Here is a 16,912-nt window from a genome sequence, read left to right on the forward strand (position 1 = left end):
TTAATTTGATGTCCTTTTGTTAGCTTAATCGGGTTAATCAATTAAACTGGAGATACAACTGAATGAAAACGACTTTTAGATTCGCAACTCAAATCAAGTATTGCTTGCTTGGCGTTCTATTATGTTATGCGGCCAAAAGCCAGCTCACTCTATCGACTCCCCACAACAACTCAGAAAGCGATAGAGAAATCAAGTTGGTCGCAATGGAAGAAAAAATCAATAAGAAGGAATTTAAAAAAATTACCAGCGTACTCGTTCAGCACAAAGGCCAATTAGTATACGAGAAGTATTTCAACAGTGGCGGTGCCGACACGCTCAACGACATTCGTTCGGCAGGAAAATCTTTAACTGCCATCTTATTTGGAATCGCTTTGGCCGATAAAGCAATACCATCAGTCGACTCTGCAATCCTTCCCTATTTTCAAGATAAAAAACCCTTCGCTCACCCATTCCCTGCTAAGTCGGCAATTTCCTTTAAAGATTTGCTCACTATGAGCTCGTCACTGGAATGCAATGATTGGGAGCAATACTCTGCGGGCAATGAAGAAAGAATGTACTTACGGAAAGATTGGGAACAGTTTGTATTAGACTTGCCGGAACGTGGTATTCCGCCCTGGCAGCCAAAACTTGAACAAAGAAAATATGGGCGTTCCTATTCTTATTGTACAGGTGGTGTGTTCCTGATCGGTTCAGCGATTGAGCGAACAACAGGAAAAAAGCTGGACCAATATGCCCAAGAAAAACTCTTTAACCCAATGGGGATAAAACAAGTCAAATGGCCTGTATCACCGATGGGAATTATCCAGGGGGGCGGTGGAGTCCAATTTCGTTCTCGCGACCTGATCAAAATTGGTCAGTTGATGTTAAACAATGGTCAATTTAACAAGAAACAGTTAGTGAAAGAAAACTGGGTCGATGAAATGTTACGCCGGCGTAATGTTGCTGTGGCTGACAGAAATATTGAATATGGATATCTTTGGTGGATTTTTGATTTTGAAGTTCAGAATAAAAAAATTACTGCCTATGCCGCATCGGGTAATGGTGGAAATTATTTATTCATCGTCCCCGAGCTGCACCTGACAGCCCTGGTCACCAGCCAAGCTTACAACACCTCTTATATGCACCAACAAAGCCAGTCAATCTTCAAGGATTCAATTTTACCGAGCATCCTAAACTAAATCAGCTCATTGGCCAGGGACGGCCAAAAATCAACATAACAGGATTATTTAAAATAAATCAGCGCGATCTTAATTGAGCTCAGCGATTCATCTTTGGGTTGAAAAAATTTTCAGGCGCCCACTCGGCCGATAGTACTTGTTCACGCTGTGCCAATATTTTCTGTTGCATCGCTTCTACCAGTTGCATAAATTCTTCATTTTGATGCAGCGACTGAAAAACCGGAGATTGTCTCAGCATTCCAATATCAAGATAGCCTGATGAAAAGGCCTGCCGTAAATACTCTATTGCTTCTTGCTGTCTTTTTCTGACAGTTTCTAACAAGGCGAGCTCTACAAAATTGTTTGGCCAGGTATCCCCTTGTTGAACAATGTTTTCGTATTTAGAAATTAATGCGGTGACAACATCTAAGTCGGTTTCAGCACCACTAATTCCCTCTCCCCATAACAACCAACTTTGCGCCGTTAATGAATGCTGACTTATTTCAATTGCAGATTCAAAAGCGCTTTTCATCGAGTTAAAGTCCTGGTGTCGAGCCTCGATCTGCGCGAGCAAAATAGGTAGCTCTGGCCGATGAACTCCCCGATTAATTGCGGCTTCAACGACCTGTTTTGCCTCAACCAGGCGTCCCATTGTAAAAAGGTGTTCGGCCCGGCCGAAAGCGGCGAAGACACTGTCGGGATTTAATTCATCTGCTCGTTTATACCATTGCTCAGCAAGCTCATTAAACTGCAAAAGCCTCAATATCTGCGCTATTTGTAGATGGCGATAATGGGTATTACTGGAAAATGCTTCTATATTCATTTTTAGCGCACCAACCAAGTCGCCTTGTATCGCCAACAAATAGGCAAGACTTGACTTGACCCCTTTATCATCCGGGTCAAGTTTTAACGCTTTCTGGTAATAGATTACAGCTTCTTCAATATGTCCTCTCGCATCAAAATTAAAACCAAGTGCCCACCAGGCCTCAGCATTTTGAGGAGACAATCGCGTCGCTTTTTTCGCGAGTTCTAAGCCTTTAACCAGGTCAGCGGGTGGGCCATTAAACTTGGTAGATTCTTGTGAATAAGCCGCACTCAACCCTACTAAAGCAGAAACATTCTCAGGCTTTTCTTTCAGCACAGACTGAAACAATTTGATTCCGATAGCATTGCTCTCAGCATCAAATTTTCGATAATAGCGCCATGCTTCTCTTAGCCTTTCTTGCAACGAGCTTTGTAATGAATATGACGGTGTTTGTATTTGCTCTTTCTCTATTTTTTTCGAGTGAGCGAACCAGTAAGCCACCAGTGAAATAGTTGCCAAAATAAATAAAGCTACCATTACTTTTGGCGAGAAAAAATTATTTGTAGTTTTTTCCTGTACTTTATTGTTTTCACCGTATATCAACTGAGGCAACCAGCGATATCCCTGGCCGCGAACCGATTCAATATATTTTTGCTGCTGACTTTCTTCATCTAAAGCCTTACGCAGTATCGCTACTCTTTGAGTTAAGGTTTCAACACCAACCACTTTGTTTTTCCACACCGTTGAAAGCAAATGCTCCGGTTTCGCAATTTCTGGAGAACAATTAACCAACTCATTTAACAAATCATAGGTGAGGGAGGAAAGCTCAACAGGTTCTCCGTTTCGTGTTACTCGGCGGGAACGCGGGTCGATTTCAAGATCAGCACTCTTAATCACACGTCAATCTCATTTTCTGATGATACTCTAAACAGCATTTCCAAAGCAGAAATTCAGCATGTTTAATATCTCAGAAGATACTTAGAATTACCACTAATATTTAACCTGAGCTTAGAATAAGAATAACCATTCAAAGCGGTCGCCTTGAACGAAAGTTGAAGAGTTCGTAGCCTTGCTTGCTAAGATTTTACTCCCTGATTTCACTAGCTACTTCAAGACTACGCGCGCCCAAGCCGGAATAGAATTTCAATCTCTAACCGGCTCAGGTTCAATTGCTTAGTTGCTTTTCTGGCTTGCTTTATCAGCCAGTTTGTCGTTTTCCAATTTAAAGTTTTTCTGTTTTGCCTGTTTACGAATCGATTGTGTTAATGCGTCACTCACGCTTGGGGCAACGTTTGCTTGCTCACTCTTTTTCTTCGCAACAAAAGCGTCGCGCGCACGACCAAGTTCGGCAATATCCATTTTGATTTTTTTACGCTCCTCCGCTTGCTCAAGAACATATTCTTTTCGCTCCGACGCAGACATTTCTCTCATTGGTTCCGGTAAGGATGCCTCTTCCATGGCGGCTAACTCATCTTCTTGCACCTCGCCTTCTTCTATGGCATCAACCAGATCCCAACTGCTATTCTTATAAAAAGAAGAGGATTTTGATTTAGCTCTTTTCGCCAGTAAACCCGTTGAAATATTGCTACTCATTGCATCCTGCTCCATTTGGCGTTTAGCACTTTCCTGTCCTTTCGCTCCATAGGGAATATAGGTTTGATTAAGCTTAGCGTTGAGCTCGGCAATCTTCTTGTCTTGTGGTGCAGTGATATGAACAACACGCCTGTTAGCATCAATGCTCATGTAATCACCACCGGCCAACAATGCGCCTGATTGCCAACCTATTCCTACTCCCTGTTGGTGTCCACCGGCGAAGATTGTATTCACGGTAATTCCCATTTGATAAGCTTGTTTTACCGCCTCCTGGTAATGAACAGGACCTTGGGTGAAAGGCTCGTTACCGGCAATAAAAATGGTTTTGATATCATTGCTTGATTGACTCCACTGCAATCCATTGACCGCAGTTTTAATCGCAAGTCCGCAATATTCGCTACCGCCATTTGTCGTCAATGAAAATAATCCCTCGGACACGCGATCAAGCTCTTGAGTGAATTGGTTGAGTTTTCGAACGTATCCACTACTTTCCGGCAGCCCATCATTGCCATATTCGAATAGAGCCACCTCTAAAATTGGTGCGATACCATTTTGCCTGGCTGCCGAAAATTCATTCACTACTTGCCATAGCTGGTTTCGGGTTTGATCAATCAGTCCATCCATACTACTACTGGTATCGAGCAAGATTGCGACCTGAATTCTAGGACGTCCGGAAGGGCGTATAACATCATTTTGAGGAAGAATCGCCGGCTTAGTCACTGGAACCGGTTGGTTACTGGGGGCGAGTTGAGTTTTCTGTACAGTTCGGTCTTGCACAGCTTGAAGACTTTGAGCTGGCTGAAGGCTTTGAGAGGGCTGTATTTTGACTCGATGCTGAACTTCGACCGGCTGCTCTTGTGTAGCATGCACGGTCAACGAGACTGGAGCGAGTAATACACCAACAAGTGCACAAGCCACTGGGCTATAGGTAAACTTCGAATTGCTTGATTTTGCCTGTAACGTAAACATGATTAACTCCTAATCCTTAAATGAATTGATGGCTTAGGGTTAAGATTACGCTTAATCAGGAAAAGGTTTGAGGCATAGAAACGTAAACATTAAGCAAGATAAATTTACCTAATGTTTACATTTAATATTTCATTCTTAACAAACAGCTTATCGAAACATGCTAGCGCGAAGTTATTCTGTTTGAACAATATGTCCAGTGGAGAAAAAAGGATACCTTCACTATCCTAAATCTACTGGTTAGCTTTGCTTACCTCCGATTGTCCCGCTGTTGGTTTACTAGCAATGTACTCATCAACCAGGCTTTCCAAAACACTCAAGGGAACTGCGCCGTTTTTAAGTACGACATCGTGAAACTCTCTAATATCGAATTGTTCGCTCATCGCTTTTTTGGCTTTTTCACGCAAGGACAGTATTTTCAGCATACCGACTTTATAAGCGGTTGCCTGAGACGGCATAACAATATGTCTTTCAACCATTTTTACCGCTTCAGACTCAGCATTTGGCGTATTTTTAACGTAATATTCAATGCCTTGCTCCCGCGTCCACTTTTTGGTGTGAATTCCTGTGTCAACCACCAGACGACAAGCTCGCCATAACTCCATCGCTAAACGGCCAAAATCTGAATAAGGGTCGGCATATAAACCAATTTCCTTAGGAATCATTTCTGAATACAGTCCCCAACCTTCGCTGTATGCCGTATAACCGCCAAACTTACGAAACATAGGCATATCTTCTAATTCTTGCATGATTGCAAACTGCATATGATGACCAGGGATCCCTTCGTGATAAGCCAGGGCTGCCATTTGATAGATAGGCATTCCTTCCATTTTGTATAAGTTGGCGTAATAGCGACCGGGACGCGATCCATCTGGCGCCGGCTGCTGATAAAAAGCTTTTCCCGCAGACTTTTCTCTGAATGCTTCAACGCGCTTAACTTCTAGGTCAGCCTTTGGTTTGGTAATAAATAATTCATCCAGCCGTGATTTCATATCATCAATAAGCACAATTGCTTCATTCAGGTAACGCTTTCTACCCTCTTCGGTATCTGGATAATAAAAACGTGGATCGTGACGCATAAATTTAAAAAATTCTGCCAGGCTACCGTCAAACTTAACCTGTTTCATAATCGCCTGCATTTCATTATGAATACGTTTCACTTCACTTAAACCCATCTCATGGATTTGATCTGCCGTTAGCTCGGTGGTGGTAGTTCGTTTTAGTGCATTGTTAAAAAATGCTTCTCCATCAGGAAACTTCCAGGCACCATCACGCGTGTCTGCCTTGTCTTCCAGGCTAGCTAAATAATTGACCAAATCGTTATATCCAGGCTGGATAGAAGTTAATAGTGCATTTTTAGCCTGACTTAATAGTTCATCTTTTTTCTTACTATCTAGCTCAAGTTGATTAAGCTTACTCTTAAAATCAGCCCACAAGGTACTATCTTCTCCTGGCTCAAAAGGCGCTCCAACCAGGATATTTTTTGAATCTCGAATCACGTGTTCAAATACAAACTTAGGCGCAATGATTCCTTTCTTCTCTCTTATTTTCAGTTGCTCAATAAGTTGTTTTATCAGCTTGTTCGCACCATTCAGACGAGCAACATAATCATTTGCTTCTTTAACATCTTTGATAGCATGTTGGTTAATTAAAAAAGCAGGTATCTGAGAGTGCATCCCATACATTTGATTAACCGGGTAGTTGTGATGCCGCCATTTAAAGTCATCGATTTCTTCTTCAAGGTTTTTTCTGAACAGTTGATAACTTAGCAGTGTTTGTTGGTCGAGTTTTCCAGTATCAATCTCTTGAATTCGCTGGAGGTTTTCCTTGGTTATTTGCAATTCTTTCAGCGCGTTTTCTTCAGAAATATCATCCCATTTGTCATAGTCCGTTTTAATCCCCAGGTAAGTTTGGGTTATCGGGCTTCGGTTCACGCCTTCCTTATAAATAGCATCAAATAACTGATTTGCTTTGTCTGACTCAGTCAATTCCGGCGCAGGCGAATCAGTTGCTTTTGTACTGACCGGCTCATTCTTCGCTGCTGATGATTCAGCTTGTACCGATTCTGTCGGCTTATTTTGATCACAAGCTGTCAGCATCAAGCTTGCTATTGCGAGAAAAGTTAATGTTTTTTTCATAGTGACTAACCCAGCTACTAGTATTTTTTAAGGACACGATTAAAACCGCTTGTCATTAATAAACTGTTTAACTTTAATAGTCAAATTCGAGTGAATTAGGTAGACTAGGCGCCAGACTAAAAAACCATCAATATGTTAAATGAATACAGAAAAATCATCAGTTAAATCGCAAGTTTTCAGGGTTTCCAAACGCATTTTAATTTGGCTGGCATTTATTTTTGTAACTCTCTATCTTGCTATCTGGGCCTTTAGCCCAGCATTGGCACGCTGGCAAGTTAATGACCAACTGCAGAGCTTTGGATTGCAACTAACCGATGACTCTACAATACGGCTCAACCCTTTTCTTCTGCGAGTATCGGTCTCAGATGTCGCATTGATTCAATCTGAATTACAAGCCGTGCAGGCAAGCATCGAGTCAGTGGAGTTAGATATCAACACTTTTTCTCTCATCTCGAAAGAGCTATTGATAGAGGAGTTTACAATTGATGGTGTCGAAATTAATACCACGATTACCGATACTGCACTCAACGTCGCAGGGTTTAGTCTCCCACAATCTGGTGAAGCGGTTGAGAGTTCTGATAATGATAGCTCTGATAGTCAAGATGAAGTTGATGCAACTTCCCCTCCAGAAGATTCTCAATCGGCTCCATGGCTCGTTATTGCAGACAAACTTCATCTAACAAATATTAAATTGCTCATCGATAACCTGGGAAATAAGCACCAGGTGGTAATCAAATCATTGAAACTAACCCAGGTAAAATTAAACGAACTTAACCAAAAGGCCATACTTGACCTGAAAGCGGAAATAGACTCGGCTTTACTCAATCTGAGTGTCGCTCTGGAGCATGAACAAGGAACAGGAAACGCCCAGGTTGAATTCGAGTTGAAAGATTTCGAATTAAATAAAATCGCCTACCTGATCAAACAGCAGATAGAATCAATTTCCGGGCAGTTAAATCTTTCATTTAATCAAAAAGTTAGTTTTAGCAGTGAAACAACTGACGTTCAAATACCAGAGCTGGCATTGCAATTCGACTCGCTCGATTTGCTCGTGTCCGGTGTCTCTCTAAACAGCGAAATGTATCAAGCATCATTATCCGATGCTCAAATCAATCTCGATCAAACAGGTCAGCCGGAAGTGCAGCTTGATTTCGCACTGGAAAGCGAAGGCACTCAACTTAAGACTGCTGATACTCAAGATTTGATATTTGGTTTTGAGCAATTTCAGTTAAAACCCGCGAACCTGTCACTCGACCGTGCCTTGCAACCAACCGTCGCTATTGAAAATATTGTGTTAAACGGTATCACCGCATCACAAAAAATGGCACAAAAAATAGCTGAACAAGCAGAGCAAAACGATCAACAAAGTTCGCAATCACCAGAAGCGAGCGAGACCATTTCAACGAGCCCTGCGTTGGCAACAATTAAACAGCTTAAACTAACTGATTTAAAACTGGCTGAACAGCATTTATCGTTAAACACTATCGATATTCAACAACTTGTAAGCACCCTAGCACTCACCGCAAACAAGCAGCTTGCCAACCTGGTAATTCCCAACTCGCCATCAGATAATCAATCAACTGAAGAGGTTGCTAAAGAAGCAAGTGAAAATAGCCCAGCTGAAGATATTGCAGTCGACAAAGAAGGACAAGAACCGCCTTTCACTTTCAGTTTAAATCAACTGGCAATATCAGCCGATAGTCAATTCACTTTTAGTGACGCAAGCATTCAGCCTGCATTTTCTCAAAACGTAAAGTTTGAAAAAGTTGAAGTTATCGACATTGATAGTCGTGACCATGAAAAACAGGCAAAGTTTAATATCCAATTCAAAACGGATGCTTATGCCGGTGGCTCAGTTTCAGGTTTTATTTTACCTTTTACCGAAAAAATGAACTTGGAAGTTAATTCGGATATTAAAGAATTTTCTTTACCGCAGGTTTCCCCTTATATGAAAGATGCTATGGGCTTTGAAATGCTAAGCGGTCAATTTGATATCGATGTTAAATTGAAGGTGAACAACGATATCATCAAAGGTGACTCTCAGTTAGCAATGCGTGGCCTGGAGCTATCCTCGGCTGACGACGTGCAACCTGATTCGCTGGCCGATCAAACCGCACTTCCATTGAATTCAGCACTCGGTATGCTCAAAGATGATCAGGGAAATCTGGAGCTCGAAATTCCACTGACGGGCGATGTGAGTTCACCAGAATTCGGCGTTACCGGGTTAATTGCTCAAGTCACCAAAAAAGCGATCATGTCTGCTGCTGAATCATATCTGATAAAAACTTTTATCCCTTACGCCAACGTATTATCTGTGGCCAGCATAGCAGGAGACTTTATTCTTAAAGTTCGTTTTGAAGATTTGGTCTTTACTGAACAATCAGTTGAAATTCAATCGGATCATATGCAGTTTATGCAAGAGTTTGTGGCGCTACTAAAAGATAAACCGGAAACCCAAATCAAAGCCTGCGCAATTGCTATACCGGCAGATCTACCAGGCATTAAACCTGATATGGAAGATCCCAACTACGTTGAGCAACTCAAACAAGTAAGCACTAAAAGAGGAGAAGCATTTAAAGCCTGGGTGGTCGAGCAGGGACAAATTGAATCATCAAGACTGTTGTTATGTCAGCCACAAATTGATCAGGACGAGAACGCCAAACCACGGATTCAATTTGAAGCATAAAACAAAGAGGTTTTACTTAAAAAGATAACCTAATCTAAGGTCACGCTGGGCGATTAACGCCCAGTATTTTTAGCTATACCACATCGAAAATCTTTTTAAGATCTTAATGAGAGAAACTCAACTAACATTAATCACTTTTAAATATTTACAACGACAGTTCCTGCAATAAAATCATGCAAAGCTCTGCGCTTTTTATTAAATAACATGGTGATAATTTCCAACAGATGCCAAATAAAATAGCTAATCCCGAAACCGAGTAGGACGTAGGCAAACCATTGAGGGCTTTGTTCAGAAATAAACATATCTTCAGTCACAAAAAGTGCACTGACCAACATGAAAACCAGTGTAAAAATGGGGACACAATCTCTTAAAATCGCCTGTTGAAAATTAATTTCCTTCTCGGTAACCGCATCTACGACTTTCACTCGAACAACCATTTTGCCGAGAGTCTGCCCGAATAATCCATGTAGTAAAACAGAATAAATCGTAAATTGCACTGCATCGGCATAACTGATGACAGTTTCCAGAGTTTCTTCATTTGCGATAACAGGAGTCAGCAATGTGCCTACATACATGAGCATAGCAGAAAGTACACTGGTGATAATTCCATCGATAATAGAAGCGACAAACCTGGGTGCAAAGGTTGAATACTTTGCAAACTCGTCTTCATACTCTGATGTTTCAATCGCAGCATTAACATCGCTTCTCTCGGCAATAAGTGCCTCTATCTCAGCAACTCTTTCCGGGTAAGCATCCTTGTCAATATGCTGCAAAACGTCTCTAAGATCGCTTAAAGTATATGTTGAATAGTCTATGGTTTCAGGCATACCTTTGCTCACTTTTATATCCAGCTTCTAATTAGTCTTGGTTAACTAATGTTCCCCATGCACACATACCGAGTTTCAAGGTAATCTTCAATTCCCCAACGGCCGCCTTCTCGTCCCATACCAGATTCCTTAATACCGCCAAATGGCGCAGCAGGGTTCGATAAAACACCTTCATTAATGCCAACCATACCAAATTCAAGCTTCTCTGATAGGCGCCAGATTCGATTTAAGTTTTGCGTAAAAACATATGAGCAAAGACCATAATTTGTCTGGTTAGCAAGGCGAACAACTTCTTCCTCACTTTCAAACGGAATGATTGATGCAACAGGGCCAAAGATCTCACAATTAAAAATATCCATGTCTGCAGACACGCCGGTCAAAATTGTAGGTTGATAAAAATTACCTTCCCCTTGCACACGAGTGCCGCCGCAGACGATTTCGGCGCCAGATTCCACGGCTTGATTAACCAGTTGCTCAACTTTCTCCACCGCTTTGGGTTCTATTAATGGGCCAATGTTGATACCTTCATTTGTTCCTTCTCCGATTTTCAATTCTGCGACTTTATCTTGTAATCTGGCAACGAATTCATCGTGAATTGTTTTATGCACAAAGATACGATTCGCGGAAACACAGGTTTGCCCAGAATTGCGAAACTTGCTCCCCATCGCGCCCTTAACAGCAACCTCAAGATCGGCATCATCAAACGCAATATAAGGTGCGTTACCACCTAGCTCCATTGATGTTTTTTTCACCGTCGAAGCACACTGATGAAGGAGTTTTTTACCGACGAAGGTTGAGCCGGTGAAACTAAACTTGGCCACTTTAGGATGAGTGGTAAGAATCTCGCCAATTGGTTGTGCATTACTACCAACAACCACGTTAAAAACACCAGCAGGAATACCTGCATCACTCGATAGTTGCGCAAGAGCAAGCGCTGATAGTGGCGTCAACTCTGAAGGCTTAACCACAAATGTACAACCTGCGGCAAGAGCTGCAGCAGCTTTTCTTAGTATCATCGAACTGGGAAAGTTCCACGGCGTAATAGCGGTGACGACACCGATCGGGCGTTTCAGTACAAGCGCACGCCGTCCCGCCTGGTTTACGGGAAGTACATCGCCATTAATTCGACGGGCTTCCTCCGCGTACCAGCGGATATAGTTAGCACCATACACAACTTCTCCAGAAGCTTCCGGCATCGGTTTTCCCTGTTCTGCTGTCATAATCGCGGCAAGATCTGCCTGGTTAGCAATAATCAATTCAAACCAACGGCGTAGCAGTGTTGCGCGCTCGTCGACAGTTTTTTGCTGCCACTTAGCTAATGCCTGATAGGCTGAATTAACGGCTAATTCGAGTTGCTCCGGCGTCACTTCATCAATTTCCGCAATGATTTGTCGATTTGCGGGGTTTTCTACCTTAAATGAGGAGTGAGCTTGCTCCCATTCGCCATTAACAAATGAGGAAGTTTTCCATAAATCAAGATTATTCAATTGCACGGTAATACTCTAAATTTAATTGTTAATCTGACTTTAGTGTTAAGGATGCACTTCTTCTAAAGTCATCTAAAAATAAAAGGCCATCATACCTCAGTTTGAATTCGAGATAGCTATAATTTTTAATACTGTTACTCTGGTATTTATCACTTGATAAAATCAGCTGCTTGAGAGAAAGTTACCCGGATAACTCACCAAGAACCGAGCAAATAATGAACAATATTATCAGTTACTAGCGAAACTAATAGCGATACTCTATCGAAACCGACTAATAATTTAACACACTTTCTTCCCTACTCTCGTATCAACAAATGTCATTTTACCACCAAGATATTTTGACGAACTATTCAGTTTGGCTAATTCTCGATTATAATCTGTGACAGCTAAACTCATATTAGACATTATACTTGTAATGAAACGCTCCAACCTGATCACTGAAGCCGGTGCAACCCGATTAAGAAATGAACTGGCAGATTTGTGGAAAAATAAACGGCCAGAAGTCACTCGTGCTATCACTGCCGCTGCTGCGGAAGGAGATCGATCGGAAAACGCCGAATATATCTACCGTAAAAAACAACTTCGAGAAATGGACCGCAGAATTCGCTATTTACAAAAACGGACAGCGGAAATGCAGGTGGTCGAGCACTTACCACCAAATCAGACACAGGTATTTTTTGGCGCCTGGGTGGAGTTGGAAGATGAAGAAGGAAATCTGTTTAACCATCGACTTGTTGGCTCAGATGAATTTGATTACAAACCTGAATATATTTCTATTGATTCACCATTAGCAAGAGCTTTATTAAAAAAGCAGCAAGACGATGAGGTATCGGTGAAATTACCAGGGGGAGAAAAAATCTACTATATTAACCGCATAACTTATGATGAGCAGAATTCATAATTGACAGCGATTTTGAGAAGTGACAATTTCGAACAGAATTATTTTCCAATCAAGACTCATCCAAAATAATTTCTAACAGCCAAATAATCGGCATAAATTTTTTGCACGGTAAAGTGTTGAACTCCTCCTTCACCCTTTTCAGGTTTGAATACAGCTTGGAGGTTTCCTTGGGGATTTAACAGGTACAACATCACTCCGTGACTGACGGTATAACTTTCATAAACTGGGTTGACGTCTGAGTTTTCAATCGGTGTCAGCACCGAAATCATCCCTAAACTTTGCTCAAAAGCCTGCGCACTTTCTTGCATTTCATCAACATAGGTTAAGCCAATAAAATCTTTATGAAAAAAAGGGATATATTCTGCCAGGTGTGAAACGGTATCCCGTTTTGGATCGATGGAATAAAAAAGGACTTTCAAATCATCTGCCTTATTTTCACTTTCTAACTTTTCAACCACGCCAGCCAGAATATTCAGGGTATTGGGGCAAATATCGGGACAGTGAGTATAACCATAAGAAACCAGGTGCCAACGACCTTCTAGTTGCTGATTGTTAAAAATGTTGTTGCGATGATCAATCATTGAAAATTGATTAAGCGATTTTGCTTTAGGAATCACAACGCCATTAATCACCGGCGCTTTTTTTTCGGGACTTTGTAACAGGACGGCACTAATTGAAAACAAAACTAGCGCCATAACCAGAAAACTTAAGGTCACTTTTTTTGTTATATTCAAATGAGTTCACTCCTGACAAATAAAAATAATTAAATTTTTCTATACAAATCTAAAATAAATAAGCCGCGTCAGGAAAGTATAATCTGCTTCAATAGCCATCAGCGCGATTAGCACTAGAATTGCGATGGTCGGCAGCAAAATAGTATAAATCAACGCCAGCTTTTCCCAGGCTAAATGCATAAATATAGCAATAATTAATCCTGCTTTTAAAAACATAAAAATCAAAATCAGAGTCCATCTTAAATACCCCTGAACCTGATAGAAGTCGACCATGTATGAAAAACCACTCAACACAAAAAGTAGTAGCCAGACTTTAAGATAAACACTAATTGGGTGCTGTTGTTCAGCAGTTGTAGCTGTCATAGTGCCTCCTCACCAAAGATAGAAGAATGCGAAAATAAATACCCATACTAAATCGACAAAATGCCAATACAGACCAGTAATCTCTACAATGTCATAACCTTTTTTCTCATAAAATCCATTGCGGACTCGGTTAGCAATAACAATCAGATAAATCACTCCTGCAGTTACATGCATTCCATGAAACCCTGTAATCATGAAAAAGCTAGCGCCAAATTGTTCGGCCCCCATCGGGTTCTCCCATGGTCTGACACCGTCTTCAATTAACTTACTCCACTCAAAAGCCTGCATTCCAACAAAAGTTGCGCCTAAAGCAGCAGTCGCCAACATCAAAATAAACGTTTTTTTACGGTCACCACGATAAGCGTAATTGACAGCCATTGCCATGGTTCCGCTACTTGTAATCAATATAAAAGTCATAATAGCTATCAACAGCAGCGGAACATGCTGTCCAGCAATGGTCAATGCAAAAACTTCGCTAGTCATCGGCCACTCTGCTGTCGCAGACATTCTGACCGTCATATAACTGGTCAAAAAGATGCTGAAAATAAAAGTGTCGCTCAGCAAAAAAATCCACATCATTAATTTGCCCCAGGGGACATTGAATGTCTCCTTATCAGCGGCCCAGTCGTTTACAACGCCTTTCCAGCCCGGAGCTTGTTCAGTCGAATTAGTCATCGTGTCGGCTCCTTAAAAACCGCACAGTTGTGCAATGATGTTAATGGTATCTGTGCTACTCGTTAACAGTGCAAAAAGAAATAGCCACAAAATCAGTAGAAAATGCCAATAGACCGCGCAAAGCCTTACACTGGAACTAAAAGTTACAAGTGAATTTTTTTTCATTAACTGCAAAGTCACATAAGCAAGCGCAAATAAACCGCCTAGCAGGTGTAATCCATGAACGCTGGTATATAAATAAAAATAACTATTCGCAGGATTCGATGCCACGTAATATCCCAGCTCAATTAATTGCTTCCACACCAGGATTTGCCCCAGCAAAAATAGCAAAGCAAAAAAAGCGCCGATCATCACGCTCGCAATCGCACCATTAAGTTGATTTTTCCGGGCAGAAACATGTGCCCAGTGGAGCGCAATACTACTAATTAACAAGGCCCCAGTGTTCAACCATAAGTGACTGGCATCAGAAAGCGGTTGCCAGGGCTCACCAGCTAGCGCCTGGAAATCAGGAAATTGTGATCGGGTTAAAAAAGTAATGGTAAATAAAAAGAAGATAACCGACACAACGGAAATAAAAAATCGTAACGCCGTTCGACCAATAAAAATTTCTTTTTGATAATTTTTCGCTAAAAATTCTGAGCCAGCTGGATGTGGTATCCAGGGTTTTTCCGAAAGTGTGCGGAAGATCTTCATGGATTATCTCCCACTGGTTCATCACCAATATTTTTGACATCTTCACCACCTTCAGTCGAGCTTGTTTCGCTATCATCAACCCTCTCAACCTCTTCTTCGGACATATTCTGAGGAATAAAATCTTGCTTAGCCGTGGGTACACTGTAATCGTAAGCCCATCGATAAACTACCGGCAGCGCTGGTCCCCAGTTACCATGCTTAGGTGGCGTGTCGGGTGTTTGCCATTCAAGTGATGCTGCTCCCCAGGGATTGCTTTCTGCCTTTTCACCTTTTCTCAAACTCCGAATCACATTATAAATAAAGATCAATTGCGCCACGCCGACAATCAATGCAGAAACGGTAATACTCGCATTAAGATCTTGTGCAGAGTCAGGAACAAATTCGGTACTTCCCATCGCGTAATAGCGTCGAGGAACACCCAAAAATCCGAGGTAGTGCATCGGCAGATAAATGGCATAGGTACCTAAAAAAGTCACCCAAAAGTGCGCCTTCCCTAAACCAGTATGGAGATGCTTGCCGGTAATTTTTGGGAACCAGTGGTAGATTGCAGCAAACAATACCATTATCGGTGAAACCCCCATGACCATATGAAAGTGAGCCACCACAAAATAAGTATCAGATAGAGGTAAATCGATGACCACATTACCTAAAAACAACCCGGTTAACCCGCCGTGGGTAAATGTAAAAATAAAACCGATTGCAAATAGCATCGCTGTTGTCAGGTGAATATTGCCGCGCCACAAAGTGAGCACCCAGTTGTAAACTTTTAACGCCGTGGGAACGGCAATGATCAAGGTCGTGGTTGCAAAGAAAAATCCGAAATAAGGATTCATGCCACTCACATACATGTGATGGGCCCAAACAATAAAACTCAGGCCGCCGATAATAACAATGGCCCACACCATCATTCGATAGCCAAAAATATTTTTCCTCGCGTGAACGCTCAATACATCGGAAACAATACCGAATGCGGGCAAAGCCACAATATAAACTTCAGGGTGTCCGAAAAACCAGAATAGGTGTTGAAATAAGATCGGGCTACCGCCAGAGTAATCCAGTTGCTCACCTAGCGAAACAATAGCGGGCATAAAAAAGCTGGTGCCGACAGTCATATCTAGCAACATCATTATGGCGCTAACTAACAAAGCCGGAAACGCCAACAGCCCTAAGATAGTCGCAATAAAAATTCCCCAAACCGACAAAGGCATTCTCATTAAAGTCATACCTTTTGTTCTAGCTTGTAATACGGTAGTAACGTAGTTAAGGCCGCCCATGGTAAATGCCACGATAAAAATCGCGAGAGAAATCAGCATCAATAATATTCCACCACCGGCGCCGGGCGTTCCTTCCAGAATGGCTTGCGGAGGATAAAGCGTCCACCCTGCTCCCGTGGGGCCACCTGGCACAAAAAAACTTGCCATTAGTACAATCACAGCGAGTAGATAAACCCAATAACTCAGCATATTGAGATATGGAAATACCATGTCTCTGGCGCCTATCATCAAGGGAATCAGGTAATTACCAAACCCACCAAGAAACAGGGCCGTTAACAGATAAATCACCATGATCATTCCGTGCATGGTGACAAACTGTAGATAAGCACTTGGATCAATAAATGAAAAGCTGTCTGGAAACCCAAGTTGTAGTCTCATCAAACCTGATAAAACCAATGCCACCAAGCCAACAAAAATTGCGGTGATACTATATTGAATGGCTATGACTTTGTGATCCTGACTCCAGATATATTTCGTCACAAAGCTGCTCGGCTCGTGAAGTTCTTCCTCGGGCTGATCAGCTATTGCTATGTGTGTCATCAATAATCCCCTTTCTATAAAAACTTCTGGTCTTTATGTGATTTATTGATACCAATTATTTTTCAATTCAATC

13 protein-coding genes are annotated in these 16,912 nt (G+C 41.7%); 3 read left to right on the forward strand and 10 right to left on the reverse strand.

Features of this window, described 5'->3' with window-relative positions; translation table 11 throughout:
- The first annotated feature begins 62 nt into the window (after positions 1 to 62).
- A complete protein-coding gene (locus FLL46_RS20510; protein ID WP_142933219.1) occupies positions 63 to 1,178 on the forward strand; it encodes a serine hydrolase domain-containing protein in 1,116 nt (371 codons plus the stop codon).
- A gap of 79 nt (positions 1,179 to 1,257) precedes the next feature.
- Here FLL46_RS20510 and FLL46_RS20515 read toward each other — a convergent pair whose 3' ends face one another.
- The 3 genes from FLL46_RS20515 to FLL46_RS20525 all read right to left on the reverse strand — a co-directional run bounded on the left by FLL46_RS20515 (position 1,258) and on the right by FLL46_RS20525 (position 6,659).
- The gene (locus FLL46_RS20515) at positions 1,258 to 2,859 is read right to left on the reverse strand and encodes a winged helix-turn-helix domain-containing protein (protein WP_142933220.1); all 1,602 of its coding nucleotides are present in this window, start codon (positions 2,857 to 2,859) and stop codon (positions 1,258 to 1,260) included.
- A 276-nt stretch (positions 2,860 to 3,135) separates the two neighbouring features.
- Entirely contained in the window at positions 3,136 to 4,524 is a 1,389-nt protein-coding gene (locus FLL46_RS20520; protein ID WP_142933221.1) for a VWA domain-containing protein, read from the reverse strand.
- 230 nt (positions 4,525 to 4,754) lie between these two features.
- A complete protein-coding gene (locus FLL46_RS20525) occupies positions 4,755 to 6,659 on the reverse strand; it encodes a DUF885 domain-containing protein (protein WP_142933222.1) in 1,905 nt (634 codons plus the stop codon).
- A 139-nt stretch (positions 6,660 to 6,798) separates the two neighbouring features.
- Between FLL46_RS20525 and FLL46_RS20530 the strand changes: the two genes are divergently transcribed.
- A complete protein-coding gene (locus tag FLL46_RS20530; RefSeq protein ID WP_142933223.1) occupies positions 6,799 to 9,345 on the forward strand; it encodes a DUF748 domain-containing protein in 2,547 nt (848 codons plus the stop codon).
- Between the two features lie 137 nt (positions 9,346 to 9,482).
- Here the strand turns inward: FLL46_RS20530 and FLL46_RS20535 are convergent, their stop codons facing one another.
- Entirely contained in the window at positions 9,483 to 10,184 is a 702-nt protein-coding gene (locus FLL46_RS20535; RefSeq protein ID WP_168204263.1) for an RDD family protein, read from the reverse strand.
- 29 nt (positions 10,185 to 10,213) lie between these two features.
- A complete protein-coding gene (locus FLL46_RS20540) occupies positions 10,214 to 11,665 on the reverse strand; it encodes an NAD-dependent succinate-semialdehyde dehydrogenase (RefSeq protein WP_210418769.1) in 1,452 nt (483 codons plus the stop codon).
- 409 nt (positions 11,666 to 12,074) lie between these two features.
- On the opposite strand from FLL46_RS20540, the gene greB reads away from it, so the two are divergent.
- Entirely contained in the window at positions 12,075 to 12,560 is a 486-nt protein-coding gene (gene greB / locus FLL46_RS20545; protein WP_142933226.1) for a transcription elongation factor GreB, read from the forward strand.
- A gap of 56 nt (positions 12,561 to 12,616) precedes the next feature.
- Here greB and FLL46_RS20550 read toward each other — a convergent pair whose 3' ends face one another.
- Genes FLL46_RS20550 through FLL46_RS20570 form a run of 5 tightly spaced genes read right to left on the reverse strand, consistent with a single transcriptional unit; the run spans position 12,617 to position 16,839 of the window.
- The gene (locus tag FLL46_RS20550) at positions 12,617 to 13,294 is read right to left on the reverse strand and encodes an SCO family protein (RefSeq protein ID WP_142933227.1); all 678 of its coding nucleotides are present in this window, start codon (positions 13,292 to 13,294) and stop codon (positions 12,617 to 12,619) included.
- A gap of 39 nt (positions 13,295 to 13,333) precedes the next feature.
- Entirely contained in the window at positions 13,334 to 13,657 is a 324-nt protein-coding gene (locus FLL46_RS20555) for a cytochrome C oxidase subunit IV family protein (RefSeq protein ID WP_142933228.1), read from the reverse strand.
- 9 nt (positions 13,658 to 13,666) lie between these two features.
- The gene (locus tag FLL46_RS20560; RefSeq protein WP_142933229.1) at positions 13,667 to 14,332 is read right to left on the reverse strand and encodes a heme-copper oxidase subunit III family protein; all 666 of its coding nucleotides are present in this window, start codon (positions 14,330 to 14,332) and stop codon (positions 13,667 to 13,669) included.
- Between the two features lie 12 nt (positions 14,333 to 14,344).
- Positions 14,345 to 15,025, reverse strand: a complete 681-nt coding sequence (locus FLL46_RS20565) for a cytochrome c oxidase subunit 3 (RefSeq protein ID WP_210418770.1) — start codon at positions 15,023 to 15,025, stop codon at positions 14,345 to 14,347.
- Positions 15,022 to 16,839: a cytochrome c oxidase subunit I gene (locus FLL46_RS20570; RefSeq protein ID WP_142933230.1), complete on the reverse strand. Its 1,818-nt coding sequence runs from the start codon at positions 16,837 to 16,839 to the stop codon at positions 15,022 to 15,024. Before FLL46_RS20570 ends, FLL46_RS20565 begins: the two co-directional genes overlap by 4 nt.
- Positions 16,840 to 16,912: the final 73 nt, after the last annotated feature.

This window comes from Aliikangiella coralliicola (assembly GCF_007004725.1).
GTDB lineage: Bacteria > Pseudomonadota > Gammaproteobacteria > Enterobacterales > Kangiellaceae > Aliikangiella > Aliikangiella coralliicola.

Coding starts and splice junctions, on each gene's coding strand:
- FLL46_RS20510 (WP_142933219.1), top strand. CDS start 63: ATGAAAACGACTTTTAGATTCGCAACTCAAATCAAGTATTGCTTGCTT.
- FLL46_RS20520 (WP_142933221.1), bottom strand. CDS start 4,524: ATGTTTACGTTACAGGCAAAATCAAGCAATTCGAAGTTTACCTATAGC.
- FLL46_RS20525 (WP_142933222.1), bottom strand. CDS start 6,659: ATGAAAAAAACATTAACTTTTCTCGCAATAGCAAGCTTGATGCTGACA.
- FLL46_RS20530 (WP_142933223.1), top strand. CDS start 6,799: ATGAATACAGAAAAATCATCAGTTAAATCGCAAGTTTTCAGGGTTTCC.
- greB (WP_142933226.1), top strand. CDS start 12,075: ATGAAACGCTCCAACCTGATCACTGAAGCCGGTGCAACCCGATTAAGA.
- FLL46_RS20555 (WP_142933228.1), bottom strand. CDS start 13,657: ATGACAGCTACAACTGCTGAACAACAGCACCCAATTAGTGTTTATCTT.
- FLL46_RS20560 (WP_142933229.1), bottom strand. CDS start 14,332: ATGACTAATTCGACTGAACAAGCTCCGGGCTGGAAAGGCGTTGTAAAC.
- FLL46_RS20565 (WP_210418770.1), bottom strand. CDS start 15,025: ATGAAGATCTTCCGCACACTTTCGGAAAAACCCTGGATACCACATCCA.
- FLL46_RS20570 (WP_142933230.1), bottom strand. CDS start 16,839: ATGACACACATAGCAATAGCTGATCAGCCCGAGGAAGAACTTCACGAG.